Source organism: Pseudomonas sp. DCB_AW, from assembly GCF_026240895.1.
GTDB lineage: Bacteria > Pseudomonadota > Gammaproteobacteria > Pseudomonadales > Pseudomonadaceae > Aquipseudomonas > Aquipseudomonas kermanshahensis.
The window spans coordinates 18,487-30,335 of sequence record NZ_JAPFCE010000062.1 but is presented as its reverse complement, the minus strand read 5'-3'; the positions used below and the strand labels follow the sequence as shown (position 1 = coordinate 30,335).

The 11,849-nt window shown below is 63.1% G+C and carries 8 protein-coding genes; 4 read left to right on the top strand and 4 right to left on the bottom strand.

The features are described from left to right. The first annotated feature begins 203 nt into the window (after window positions 1-203). Together hemE and OO306_RS22945 are read left to right on the top strand one after the other, a co-directional pair. Window positions 204-1,268 (top strand): uroporphyrinogen decarboxylase, encoded by a 1,065-nt coding sequence (gene hemE / locus OO306_RS22950; RefSeq protein WP_027592362.1) that lies wholly within the window; start codon window positions 204-206, stop codon window positions 1,266-1,268. A 114-nt stretch (window positions 1,269-1,382) separates the two neighbouring features. Beyond that, a complete protein-coding gene (locus OO306_RS22945) occupies window positions 1,383-1,730 on the top strand; it encodes a YgiW/YdeI family stress tolerance OB fold protein (protein ID WP_099430675.1) in 348 nt (115 codons plus the stop codon). 98 nt (window positions 1,731-1,828) lie between these two features. On the opposite strand, the gene OO306_RS22940 is transcribed toward OO306_RS22945, so the two are convergent. Further along, complete coding sequence (locus OO306_RS22940; protein ID WP_238215769.1) at window positions 1,829-3,016, bottom strand: MFS transporter; 1,188 nt, start codon at window positions 3,014-3,016, stop codon at window positions 1,829-1,831. Between the two features lie 165 nt (window positions 3,017-3,181). On the opposite strand from OO306_RS22940, the gene OO306_RS22935 reads away from it, so the two are divergent. Next, complete coding sequence (locus OO306_RS22935) at window positions 3,182-4,081, top strand: LysR family transcriptional regulator (RefSeq protein ID WP_027592365.1); 900 nt, start codon at window positions 3,182-3,184, stop codon at window positions 4,079-4,081. 110 nt (window positions 4,082-4,191) lie between these two features. Further along, complete coding sequence (locus OO306_RS22930) at window positions 4,192-4,965, top strand: ParA family protein (RefSeq protein ID WP_027592366.1); 774 nt, start codon at window positions 4,192-4,194, stop codon at window positions 4,963-4,965. Between the two features lie 110 nt (window positions 4,966-5,075). Here OO306_RS22930 and selO read toward each other — a convergent pair whose 3' ends face one another. The 3 genes from selO to OO306_RS22915 form a co-directional block, all read right to left on the bottom strand. Beyond that, window positions 5,076-6,536, bottom strand: a complete 1,461-nt coding sequence (selO, locus tag OO306_RS22925; protein ID WP_265970001.1) for a protein adenylyltransferase SelO — start codon at window positions 6,534-6,536, stop codon at window positions 5,076-5,078. Window positions 6,537-6,716: 180 nt separating this feature from the next. Then, window positions 6,717-10,034 (bottom strand): mechanosensitive channel MscK, encoded by a 3,318-nt coding sequence (gene mscK / locus OO306_RS22920; RefSeq protein ID WP_265970000.1) that lies wholly within the window; start codon window positions 10,032-10,034, stop codon window positions 6,717-6,719. Between the two features lie 36 nt (window positions 10,035-10,070). After that, entirely contained in the window at window positions 10,071-11,813 is a 1,743-nt protein-coding gene (locus OO306_RS22915; RefSeq protein WP_027592369.1) for a potassium/proton antiporter, read from the bottom strand. Window positions 11,814-11,849 lie beyond the last annotated feature (36 nt).

The window sequence follows — 11,849 nt, the reverse complement described above, 5'->3', positions numbered from 1 at the left end:
GGCACAAGGCCGCTCCCACAGGGAAGTGCATTCCTGCTGTGGGAGCGGCCTTGTGCCGCGATGGGCTGCAAAGCAGCTCCTTTGGCGTTTTGTATACAAAATTGCTTGATCCAAGGCACCCAATAGACAAAACGCATGGCCTTGGCCGTGCCTTTTGTGCTGGCGTCTGAGAAAATGCCCGCACTTTTTTGCCGGATGCCGACATGACTGCCCTGAAGAACGATCGTTTCCTGCGTGCACTGCTCAAGCAACCCGTAGACGTCACCCCGGTCTGGATGATGCGCCAGGCTGGCCGTTACCTGCCGGAGTACCGCGCCAGCCGTGCCAAGGCCGGTGACTTCATGAGCCTGTGCATGAACCCGCAGTTCGCCTGCGAGGTTACCCTGCAGCCGCTGGACCGCTACCCACTGGACGCGGCGATCCTGTTCTCGGACATCCTCACCATCCCCGATGCCATGGGCCTTGGCCTGTACTTCGAAACCGGCGAAGGCCCGCGCTTCAAGAAAGTCATCAGCACCCCGGCCGACATCGAGGCACTGCCGATCCCTGATCCGCAGAAGGACCTGGGCTACGTGATGGACGCCGTCAGCACCATCCGTCGCGAGCTCAACGGCCGTGTACCGCTGATCGGCTTCTCGGGCAGCCCATGGACCCTGGCCACTTACATGGTCGAAGGCGGTTCGTCCAAGGACTTCCGCAAGACCAAGGCCATGGCCTACGACAACCCGCAAGCCCTGCACCTGTTGCTGGACAAGCTTGCCCAGTCGGTCACCAGCTACCTCAACGGCCAGATCCTGGCCGGTGCCCAGGCTGTGCAGATCTTCGACACCTGGGGCGGCAACCTGTCGGCGGCGGCCTACCAGGAGTTCTCGCTGGCCTACATGCGCAAGATCGTCAGCGGGCTGATCCGCGAGCACGACGGGCGCAAGGTGCCGGTCATTCTGTTCACCAAAAACGGCGGCATGTGGCTGGAAAGCATCGCCGAAGCCGGTGCCGATGCACTGGGCCTGGACTGGACCTGCGAGATCGGCGATGCCCGCCGCCGTGTCGGTGACAAGGTTGCGCTGCAAGGCAACATGGACCCGACCGTGCTGTACGCCAAGCCCGAAGCCATCCGCAAGGAAGTGGCGCGTATTCTGGCCAGCTACGGCAAGGGCACCGGCCATGTGTTCAACCTCGGCCACGGTATTACCCCGGAAGTCGACCCAGAGCACGCGGGTGCGTTCATCAACGCCGTGCACGAGTTGTCGGCGCAATACCACCAGTGATTTGATGCACTGCACAAAAAACCCGGCCTTGATGCCGGGTTTTTTGTATTAAGTTTGAATTCAGCGATCGTCGTTAATCTGGTCCCATCGAAACCGAAACAGGACCTGATTCCCATGAAAGCTCGTTACCTCGCCCTGATCCTCGCCCCTTTGTTCAGCACCGCTGCACTGGCCGCTGGTTATACCGGCCCAGGTGCCCAGTCGGTCACTACTGTCGCCGCCGCCAACGACGCAGCCGATGACACCCCGGTGGTGCTGCAGGGTTATGTGACCAAGAAGATCAACAACGACGACAAGTACGAATTCAAGGACAACACCGGCACCATCACCGTCGAGATCGACGATGAGGACCTGCCACCGACCCCGTTCAACGACAAGACCAAGGTCAAGCTGACCGGCGAGGTGGAGAAGCACCTGATGAGCCGTGAAGTGGATGTGGATATCGTCGAGATCATCAACTGATCCGAGGCCCCTTTCGCGGGTAAACCCGCTCCCACAGGATTGCACTACCCTTGAGGCCAGCGCCATACCTGTGGGAGCGGGTTTACCCGCGAATGGCCTCAAGCCGTTTTCGGCTGAAGCTTGCTCAGGCGCAACGCCACCAGCAACGCCACGGCCAACAGGCTGCCGATGAACAGCCCGATGCCATTCCACCCCCATGCATGCCAGAACACCCCACCTGCCGTCCCGGCCACACTCGACCCCGCGTAATAGCAGAACAGGTACAGCGACGAAGCCTGCCCTTTGGCCTTCAACGCCCGCCGCCCGATCCAGCTGCTGGCCACCGAGTGGGCACCGAAGAAGCCAAAGGTGAACACCAGCATGCCGAGAATCACCATCAGCAGCGGGCTGGCCAAGGTCATCAGCAAGCCGCCCGCCATCACCACGATACTGACCCAGAACACCTTGCGCCGCCCCAGCTTGTCCGCCAGTGCGCCGACCTGCGCAGAGCTGTAGATACCCGACAGGTACACCACCGACAACAAGCCGACCAACGCCTGGTTCATGTGATAAGGCCCTGCCAGCAGGCGGTAGCCGATGTAGTTGAACAGCGTGACGAAGGCGCCCATCAGCAGGAATGCCTCGAGGAACAGCCAAGGCAGCCCGGCGTCCTTGAAGTGCATGACGAAGCCGTCCAGCAGGCTGCGTGGGTTAACGGCCTGCGGGCGGAAGTTGCGTGATTCGGGCAGGACCTTCCAGAACACCAGCGCCGCGACCAGTGCCAGGCCGCCGATGGTCAGCATCGCCGTGTGCCAGCTGACGAAGTCGATCAGTACCCCGGTAATGAGGCGCCCGCACATGCCGCCGATGGCATTGCCGCCGATGTACAGGCCCATGGCCAGGCCGATGTGCTGCGGGTGGATCTCTTCGCTCAGGTAAGTCATGGCCACCGCCGCCAGGCCGCTCAACGACAGGCCGACCAGTGCACGTGTCGCCAATACCGCTTCCCAGGTCGGCATCACCGCGCTGGCCAAGGTCGACAGGGCCGCGCACACCAGCGCAAACACCATCACCGGCTTGCGCCCGATGCGGTCGGAGATCGGCCCGGTGATCAACAGGCCGAACGCCAGCATGGCAGTCGACACCGACAACACCAGGCTGCTCTGTGCCGCGTTGATGGAAAACTCCTGCGACAGCAGGGGCATCATCGGCTGCACGCAGTACAGCAGGGCGAAGGTGGCAAAGCCGCCGCTGAACAGGGCCAGCACGGTCTTCATGAAGGCGGGGGTGCCTTTCTCGATCCACATTTCGTTAAGGGGGGCAGGTTCTGGGTCGACGGGAAGGGGAGCTACAGCAGTTTTCACGGGCGGGTACCTCTGGCGCAATGAAAAAAGCATATAGCTGGCTAATGATTAGATCCAATATATTGTTCGACCTATTTAAGACGTTTAGCGACTTGTTTGGAGCCGATCATGGAACTGCGCCATCTGCGTTACTTCATTGCTGTGGCAGAAGAGCTGCACTTTGGCCGCGCGGCCCAGCAGCTGGGTATTTCGCAGCCCCCGTTGAGCCAGCAGATCCAGGCGCTGGAGCAGGAGCTGGGTGCCCGTTTGTTCGACCGTACCAATCGTCGGGTCGAATTGAGCGAGGCGGGGCGGTTGTTCTTGGAAGAAGCACGCCAGGTGTTGGCACAGGTGGAGAAGGCAGCCGATGTGGCGCGCAGGGCGCAACTTGGCGAGCTCGGCGAAATGAAGATCGGCTTTACCTCGTCGGCGCCGTTCACCTCGAAAATCCCCAAGGCAATCCATGCCTTTCGTCAGCGCTTCCCGGCCGTGCACCTGAACCTCAAGGAGTTGAGCAGCCGTGATGTGGCTGAAGCGGTGTTTGACGAGTCCATCGAGGTGGGGCTGATGCGGCCCATGCCGTTGCCGGAGGGCCTGGTGGCGACCGAGCTGTTTCGCGAGCCGCTGGTGGCCGTGATCAATGCCTCGCACCCCTTGGCCGTGGGCACGGAGCAGGGGGTGCACATGGCCTCCCTGGCGCATGAGCCGTTCGTGTTCTTTCCGCGCAGCTATGGCAGTGGGCTGCATGCGCAATTGCTCAGCCTGGCGCGGCACGCCGGGTTCAGCCCGCATTTTGCTCAGGAGGCGGGGGAGGCGATGACCATCATCGGCCTGGTGTCGGCGGGGCTAGGGGTTTCGGTATTGCCGGCCTCGTTCCAGCGCATGCGCATCGAGGGGGTGGTGTACCGCACCTTGCTGGATGAAGGCGCGATGACCGCAGTATGGCTGGTGCAGCGCGAACACGGCAGCTCAGCGATGGCCAAGGCGTTTGCCGAGCTATTGACCGGGCAGGTCACGAAGCCTTCGTAGGCGCGCTCGGGCATCGCGATCAGTTCGCTATCATCACCCGACAATTGCCGCTGGCCTTAGCTGGCGAGCCACCACATACTCGGGCATTCGTTGATACACGGAGTTCTCTCATGCGGCGCGTGGTGTTCAATCAGAAAGGTGGCGTGGGCAAGTCGAGCATCGCTTGTAACCTGGCGGCGGTCAGTGCCAGCGAAGGTTACCGGACCTTGTTGATCGACCTGGATGCCCAGGCAAACTCGACTCAGTACCTCACCGGCCTGACGGGTGAAGATATCCCCATGGGGATCGCCGATTTCTTCAAGCAAAGCCTGTCCAGCGGGCCCTTCAGCAAGAAGAACAAGGTCGATATCTACGAAACGCCGTTCGACAACCTGCATGTGGTGACGGCCACCGCCGAGCTGGCTGACCTGCAGCCCAAGCTTGAGGCCAAGCACAAGATCAACAAGCTGCGTAAGTTGCTCGACGAGTTGGACGAGGATTACGAGCGGATCTACATCGACACGCCGCCGGCGCTGAATTTTTATGCGGTTTCTGCGCTTATCGCGGCCGATCGCGTGCTCATCCCCTTCGATTGCGACAGCTTCTCGCGCCAGGCTCTGTACGGCTTGCTGGCGGAAATCGAAGAGCTCAAAGATGACCACAATGAGGACCTGCTGGTCGAGGGCATCGTGGTCAACCAGTTTCAGTCCCGCGCCAGCCTGCCCCAGCAGATGCTCGACGAACTGCTGGCCGAAGGCCTGCCGGTGCTACCGGTTTACCTGGGCAGTTCGGTGAAGATGCGCGAGTCGCACCACGCCAGCTTGCCGCTGATTCACCTGGAACCACGGCACAAGCTGACCCAGCAGTTTGTGGCGTTGCATTCGTTGTTGGAAGAAAACGCTTAGGGGTTGAAGGGTAGGGCGTGAGCGTTGTGGTGGGGCAGAGACCGAGCGCCGCCCGCGCGGCGCTCGGTCTTACAGGCACAGAAAACCTCAAGGCAAACACCTTCCAGGCATCACGATGAACAGCTGATTTCCAGGTGCTTGCCCCACTCCGGCGGCCGCTGGGCGTATGCCTGCATCCCGGCCTGCTCCTCGAACGGCCGGCTCAGCACCTGGTGCAGCCGGCGCACTTCACTGTAATCCCCGGCCTCGGCCGCTTCGATGGCCTTCTGCGCCAGGTAGTTGCGCAGCACGTACAGCGGGTTCACCGCATGCATGCGTTCACGCCGCCCTTCGCCGTTGCCGGCCTCACGCGCGCAGCGGGCAAGGTAGTCTGTGCCCCAGGCATCGAATGCCAGCAGGTCGATGAAGTCGTCGCGGACGACATTCAGCGCTTCGGCGACCGGCTGTTCACCCAGCTTGCGGAAGAACAGGGTGTAGTCCACGCCGCCCTTTTGCATGCATTGCAGCAGGCGCTCGACCAGGGCGAGGTCTTCATCCTCGGCGGTCGTTAGGCCCAGGCGCCTGCGCATGAGGTCCAGGTAATGCGCCTGGTACAACGGCAAGAACAGCCCCAGCGCCTCTTTGAGCGGTTCCACTTCGATCACCGTGGTCAGCGCCTGGGCCAGCGCACTGAGGTTCCAGTGGGCGATAGGCACTTGGTTGCTGTAGCTGTAGCGGCCACGGTCGTCGGAGTGGTTGCAGATGAAGTTGGCGTCGAAGTCGTCGAGGAAGGCAAAAGGGCCGAAATCGAAGGTGATGCCGAGGATCGACATGTTGTCGGTGTTCATCACCCCGTGGCAGAAACCATAGGCTTGCCAACGGGCAATCAGCTCGGCGTTGCGCTCGACGATCGTGCGGAACATGGCCAGGTAGGGCTGTTCGGCCTCGCGGCACTCGGGGTAGTGCTGTTCCAGCACATGGTCGATCAGCACGCGCTGTTGCTCGGGCTGGCGGGTGTAGTAGAAGTACTCGAAATGGCCGAAGCGCACATGGCTCTGTGCCAGGCGCGTGAGCATGGCCGCGCTTTCGCGGCTTTCACGCCAAACCGCGGTGCTCGAACCGATCACGCACAACGCCCGGCTGGTCGGGATGCCCAGGGCGTGCAGGGCTTCGGAGGCGAGGAACTCGCGGATCGACGAGCGCAGCACGGCGCGGCCGTCGCCCATGCGCGAATACGGGGTCTGGCCAGCGCCTTTGAGGTGCAGGTCCCAATGTTCGCCCGCATCGTTCAGCACTTCGGCCAGCAACAGGCCACGGCCATCGCCCAGGCGCGGGTTGTACGAGCCAAACTGGTGGCCGGAGTAGACCATCGCGCGTGGGTCGGCTTCTTCCCAGAGCTTGTGGCCGCTGAACAACTCGGCGAACACCGACAAGTCGGCTTGCGCGGGGTCGAGGTCGAGCAGGGCCATGGCCGACTCGCTTGCCACCACCAGGCGCGGGTCTGCGATAGGTTCGGGCAGGACCTGGGTGGAGAACGCATCGCCCAGGCGGGCGAAGCGGTTGTCGAAGCTGAGTTGGTCGAGGGCTTTCACGGGTTGCTCCTGGAAATCGGTGCCAAGGGGGCCGCTTCGCGGCCCATCGCAGGCAAGCCAGCTCCTACCGGATCAGCGCTGAGCTTGGGGCTGGCGCAGCCCCTGTAGGAGCTGGCTTGCCTGCGATCGAGGGCGCAGCCCTCGCAAGGATTCAGAACAGAATACGGTATTCGAGCCCCTTTATACCGCTTCAGTGCCATCCGATTTCGGCTGCTCCAGCGGAATCAACTGCTGCTTGCCACCCTTCTGATCCATCAAGAACACCTCGACCTGGCGTACCGAGATCTTGATGTTATGCGCCTTGAACTCGCGATTGATGTACCGGTTGATCTCGTCCAGCGTCGGGTTACGGTCGCCCAAGTCACGCACGTGCATGCGCAGTTCGTGGTCCAGCGAGCTTTCGCCGAAGTTGAGGAAGTACACGATCGGCTCGGGGTCCTTGAGTACCCGCGGGTTCTCATGGGCACCCTTGAGCAGCAGGTCGCGCACCAGGTCGAGGTCGGAGCCGTAGTCGATGCCCAGCTTCAAGGTCACCCGGGTGACCGTGTCGGTCAGCGACCAGTTGATCAACTGGCCGGTGATGAAGGTCTTGTTGGGGACGATGATGTCCTTGCGGTCGAAGTCGGTGATGGTGGTGGCGCGGATGCGGATCTTGCTCACCGTGCCGGACAGGTTGCCGATGGTGATGGTGTCGCCGATGCGCACCGGGCGCTCGAACAGGATCATGATGCCGGAGATGAAGTTGGCGAAAATCTCCTGCATGCCGAAGCCCAGGCCAACCGACAAGGCCGCTACCAGCCACTGCAGCTTGTCCCAGCTCACCCCGAGGGTCGACAGGGTACTGACGATGCCGATACCGACGATGGTGTACGAGAGCAGCGTGGTGGTGGCGTAGGCGCTGCCTTGGGCCAGGTTCAGGCGTGACAGCACCAGCACCTCGAGCAAGCCCGGCAAGTTGCCGGCCAGGGCGAAGGTGATGCCGACGATCACCAGCGCGCCGAGCAGGTCGCCCAGGCTGATGGGCACCATGCTGGCGGCAGTGCCGGTGCCACTGGTGTATTCGTACAGGGTGAAGTTGTTGAGGTAGGCGAACACCGAGATCAGGTCCGACCACACCCAGTACAGGCCGGCAATGAAACCACCCAGCAAGGCCAGGCGGATCAGGCGCAGCGACTGTTGGTTGACCTGCTCGATGTCCAGCGTCGGCTCTTCGGTGATGACTTCGCCATCCAGGCCTTCTTTGGCCGCTGCGCGTTTGCTCAGGGCGCGCTGGTAGGCCAGGCGCCGTGCTGCCACCGACAGGCCCCGCACGAACGCCGCTTCAATCACCAGCCAGAACAGCAGCAGGTACAGGGTGTAGATCAGCCGGTCGGTCAGCTTCAGCGCGGTGTAGTAGTAGCCGAAGCACACTGCGACGAACAAGGCGATCGGCAGGGCGGTGAACGCCACGCCGACGGCCTTGCGGAACAGCGACGTGTCGCGGTGCGCCGGGCTGCTCAGCAGCAGGCGGCTGAGCAGCCAGGCCATCAGCGCGTAGCAGGTCAGCACCACGCCGATGCCGAGTACATCATCGGCCAGTGCCGAAGGCTGGTGCTCGGCAACCGCCACCACGCCGACCAGTGCCAGCACCACGGTACCCAGCCTGCGCACCCAGCCCCGGAGGAATTCGACCTGCGGCTTGTGCCAACGGAAGTGCACTTCTGCCACGCCGCCAGGGGCGAGGATGCGGTAGGCGGTGTAGAACACCAGCCAGGCCTGGGCCAACTGCCACAGCGCCGCGCCGAGGTTGGCGTTTTGCCCGCGGGCGTCGATCTGCAGGGCATAGCTGCACAGGGCCAGGCCCAGGCTTACCGGCATCGCCAACAGAATGTTGATCAGGATGGCCTGGGGCGTGTGCCACTGGCTGTCCCGGCGGAAGTGGCCGATGTCCTGGTGGACCTTGCTCAAGCGCAGGTAGAGGTATTTGCGCCGCCACAACAGGGCGCCAATCACCAGTAGTAGCGGCAAGAACAGCAGCGGGCGCTGGCTCAAGCCATCGGCCAGCTCCTTGAGGCCTGAGCCCCAGGGCAGGTCGGCGACCTGGCTGGCAAAGCGCTCCGGCACATAGCGCAGCCAGTCCCAGTCCAGCGGCTTGTTGCTGGGGATCCAGAACATCTGCTCGTCGAGGGTGGTGCGCAGGCCTTGGGCCGTGCCCAGCAGCTGCTTCTGGTTGAGCTGCAAGGTGATCGATTCGTTGAGCAGCGCCGACAGTTCGCGGTTCAGGCGCTCCAGCAGGTCGGTGCGGGTGATCGCCACTTCCAGCAGGGCCTTGCGCAGTTGCGGCGTGACGTCTTCCGGCGGCTGGTTGGCCAGCAGCTTGTCGACATAGGTGACCGGGCTGCTCATCTGCTCGCGCTGCTGGTTGATTTCGAACTGGTAAAGGCGGGTGTCGGCGATCTGGTCGGCGAGGTCGCGGTCGACCTTCAGGTGCGGCAGGGTCTGCTTCTGCTTGTAGAGGATCTTGGACAGCAACAGGCTGCCCTTGAGCACGTTGATCTGCTCGTCCAGGGCCTGGTCGGCCTGGGTCAGGCTGTCGAGCTGCTGTTTGGTGCGCAGGTTCTGCTGGGTCAGCTCGTTGAGCCGGTCGGTGCTTTTCAGCAGGTAGTCGGACAGCTTGAGGTTGATCGTGCTTTCGGTGGCCAACAGGCTGCTGCCGCCGGCCTTCCGGGCTTCGATCGACTGCTGGGTGACTGCTTCCTGGGATTGGGCCAGTCGCTTGTCGTTGATCAGCGTCTGCAGGTCCTGGATCTCCTGCTCCAGGCGTGCGGCGCGCTCGATCAGCAAGTCGTGGCGGGCATTGCCAAGGTCTTGCAGCAGGCTGTTGCCGGCCAGCTCCTGGCGGCGCAGCAGGGTCAGCGCGTTGAGCGAAGCGAGCTCGGCACTGAGCTGGTTGCGCTGGTCGGCGTTGAGCGCCTTGCCGTTGTCCTTGCCAGATTTGAGGGCGTTGTTGATTTGCTGGGAGCGGGCCTGGCTGTTGCTGATCTCGGCCTGGGCGCGCTCTGGGCGAGTCTGGGAATTGATGATCAGGCTGTTGGCTTCGGACAGCGCCTTTTGCAGCTCGCCTTGCAGGGTGCTGCGCTCGCTGAGCAGTTGCTCCAGCTGGGGCACCGAGAGGGTGGCATAGCGCTGGGCGACAGGCTGCGGCTTGCTCTCCTTGAGCCGGGCCAATTCTTTTTGGCTGTCGCTGGTTTCTTTCGGTGCGCCGGCCAGCTGTTGCTTCAGCGCGGCCAACTTGCGCTCGTTGTCTTCCTTGGTGGCCAGCAGGCTCAGGGTTTGTTCGAGCACCTGCTGCAGGGCCTTCTGATCGGCCTCGGGCAGCTTGCGCTCGGCGATCTTGTCGAGGCTGTGCTGGATGCTGGCGGTGGTCGGCGCTTCGGCCGCGGCGTTCGCGGTGGCCGCGAACGAGAGGGACAAGCACAGCCCGAGCAGGGCTGTGCGAAGGTACACGCGCAGGGACATAGGCAGACTACATTGTGGATCAGGCAGAAACGGAGTTTAGAGGAACAATCCTGGTCCGGGTCGCGTTCCTTCGGGGAATCTGACGCCCACTTTCTGGACATTGTTCCCGTCCATGGTCGCCACGGTCCAGATCGTGCCATGCCATTCGACCTGGTCGCCTACTACTGGAGCGCCTCCGACCTTTTGTCGGATGAACTGTGCCAGCGGCATTTTCGCGTCCAGGCCGTCGAGTTTCAGGCCGTAAAGTGCGGCCACGGCGCCCAGTTCGGCATCGCCTTCGAGCACGAAGTCGCCGAAGAAACGCAGGTCCAGGCCGCGTTGCGGCGCCTGGCTGAACAGCTTGCCCAGCGCGGGCAGGTTATGTTCGTGGCCGATCACGCAGAGCATGTCGCCCACCTCAAGCACCGTACTGCCCGACGGGTGCAGCAGTTGTTCGCCACGGAACAGTGCGGCAATCCGCGTGCCTTCGGGCATCTTCAGCTCGCGCAGGGCCGCGCCGATGCACCATTTTTCGGCGCCCAGGCGGTAGACGAACAGCTCCCACTCGCTGGTGATGTGCACTTCCAGCGCCGAGCGGGAGATCGGCGCTGGGTCTGGCGGTACCGTGACCTTCAGCAGCTTGGCCATCCACGGCAGGCTGGTGCCCTGCACCAGCAGCGACACCAGCACGATGAAGAACGCCAGGTTGAAGAACAGCTGCGCATCGGGCAGCCCGGCCATCAGCGGGAACACCGCCAGAATGATCGGTACCGCGCCGCGCAGGCCGACCCAGGAAATAAAGCCCTTCTCGCGGCCATGGAAGGCCTTGAACGGCAGCAACGCGGCGACCACCGACAGCGGGCGTGCAATGAGGATCATCCACAGTGCCAGGCCCAGGGCCGGCAGGGCGATCGGCAGCAGGTCATGCGGCGTGACCAACAGGCCCAGCACCAGGAACATGCCGATCTGCGCCAGCCAGGCCATGCCGTCGAGCATGTGCAGGATGCCGTGGCGGCTGCGGATCGGTTTGTTGCCCAATACCAGGCCGCACAGGTACACGGCGAGGAAGCCGCTGCCATGCAGGGCGTTGGTCAGCGAGAACACCACCAGGCCGCCCGCCACCACCAGGATCGGGTACAGGCCACCGGCCAGGTTGATTCGGTTGACCAGTTGCAGCATCAGCCAGCCGCCGCCCAGGCCCAGCAGGCCACCGATGCCGAACTCGCGCAGCAGGTGGGTCAGCAGGCTCCAGTGCAGCCCGGTCTGGCCGCTGGCGATCATGTCGATCAGGGTGACGGTGAGGAACACTGCCATCGGGTCGTTGCTGCCCGACTCGATCTCCAGCGTAGCGGTGACCCGTTCGTTCAGGCCTTTGCCGCCCAGCAGCGAGAACACCGCCGCGGCGTCGGTGGAGCCGACGATGGCGCCGATCAGCAGTCCCTGGATCAGGCTCAGGTTGAACAGCCACGCCGCTACCAGGCCGGTGAGGGCGGTGGTGATCATCACTCCGACCGTGGCCAGCGACAACGCCGGCCACAACGCCACGCGGAAGCTGGCCACGCGGGTGCGCAGGCCGCCGTCGAGGAGGATTACCGCCAGTGCCAGGTTGCCCACCAGGTAGGCGGTCGGGTAGTTGTTGAAGATGATGCCGCCACCGTCCACGCCGGCGACCATGCCGACGGCGAGAATGATGACCAGAATAGGGATGCCCAGGCGAGAGGACAGCGAACTGACCAGGATACTTGCACCCACCAGCAATGCGCCGATCAGAAACAGGCTGTTGATGGTGCTGGCATCCAAAGGCAGGTACTCCGGGATATCGCGGGAAGGGGGCTT

What these genes read in the sequence shown, in the direction of transcription:
- OO306_RS22945 (WP_099430675.1), top strand. Translation starts at nt 1,383, where the DNA reads ATGAAAGCTCGTTACCTCGCCCTGATCCTCGCCCCTTTGTTCAGCACC.
- hemE (WP_027592362.1), top strand. Translation starts at nt 204, where the DNA reads ATGACTGCCCTGAAGAACGATCGTTTCCTGCGTGCACTGCTCAAGCAA.
- OO306_RS22935 (WP_027592365.1), top strand. Translation starts at nt 3,182, where the DNA reads ATGGAACTGCGCCATCTGCGTTACTTCATTGCTGTGGCAGAAGAGCTG.
- OO306_RS22940 (WP_238215769.1), bottom strand. Translation starts at nt 3,016, where the DNA reads ATGTGGATCGAGAAAGGCACCCCCGCCTTCATGAAGACCGTGCTGGCC.
- OO306_RS22930 (WP_027592366.1), top strand. Translation starts at nt 4,192, where the DNA reads ATGCGGCGCGTGGTGTTCAATCAGAAAGGTGGCGTGGGCAAGTCGAGC.
- mscK (WP_265970000.1), bottom strand. Translation starts at nt 10,034, where the DNA reads ATGTCCCTGCGCGTGTACCTTCGCACAGCCCTGCTCGGGCTGTGCTTG.